Origin of the sequence: Frankia sp. AgKG'84/4 (genome assembly GCF_023242965.2) — a bacterium.
Lineage (GTDB): Bacteria > Actinomycetota > Actinomycetes > Frankiales > Frankiaceae > Frankia.
Genome location: NZ_JALKFU020000831.1, coordinates 1 through 1,002, shown reverse-complemented (window position 1 = coordinate 1,002; position 1,002 = coordinate 1). Strand labels below are relative to the sequence as shown.

At 53.8% G+C, this 1,002-nt stretch carries 1 protein-coding gene; it reads left to right on the top strand.

What is annotated here, in order from left to right; all coding sequences use genetic code 11:
• The coding region (locus MXD58_RS31865; protein WP_250610230.1) for a fumarate hydratase C-terminal domain-containing protein at positions 1-1,002 on the top strand (1,002 nt) is incomplete at both ends.

The window sequence follows — 1,002 nt, the reverse complement described above, 5'->3', positions numbered from 1 at the left end:
ACATAGATGTGCGCTTGATCTTAAAAGGGGGCGGCTGTGAAAACAAGAATATTCAGTACAGCCTTCCTTGTGAGCTGGAAGGGCTTGGGAAAGCAGGCCGGGACCTTGACGGTATCCGCAAATGTATCCTCCACTCCGTCTACCAGGCCCAGGGACAGGGTTGCAGCGCCGGTTTCATCGGTGTCGGAATTGGCGGTGACCGTTCCTCCGGTTACGACCTGGCGAAGGAACAATTGTTCAGAAGCGCAGATGATGTGAACCCGCATGAGGATCTCCGGAAGCTTGAGGATTATATTATGAAAACAGCGAATGAGCTTGGAATCGGCACTATGGGCTTTGGCGGAGAAACGACTTTGCTTGGCTGCAAAATCGGCGTCATGCACCGTATCCCTGCCAGCTTCTTCGTATCTGTTGCCTACAACTGCTGGGCTTTCCGCCGGCTAGGGGTAAAAGTGAATCGGGAAACAGGAGACATCAATGAGTGGCTGTACCAGGAAGGCGACAAAATCGACTTTGCCGCCGAAGCGGAGAAAGAACTCGCTGCTGTTGAAACCGCTGCATCGGCGGAAGCCCTTCAGGCAGAGGCTCCTGCGAACCGCGAAGCAGTACTGACCGCTCCGATAACAGAAGAGCAAATCCGCGAATTAAAAGTGGGCGATGTCGTCCACATTACCGGCATGATGTACACGGGCCGGGATGCCATCCATAAATACCTGACCGACCATGATGCACCGGTTGACCTGAATGGGCAGGTTATTTACCATTGCGGTCCCGTCATGATGAAGGATGAAGCGGGCAGATGGCATGTGAAGGCTGCAGGCCCGACAACATCGATTCGCGAGGAGCCTTACCAGGGTGATATCATGAAGAAATTCGGCATCCGTGCCGTGATCGGAAAAGGCGGCATGGGACCGAAAACCCTCGCAGCCCTTCAAGAACACGGCGGTGTGTACCTAAACGCCATTGGCGGCGCTGCACAGTATTATGCAGACTGCATTAAAT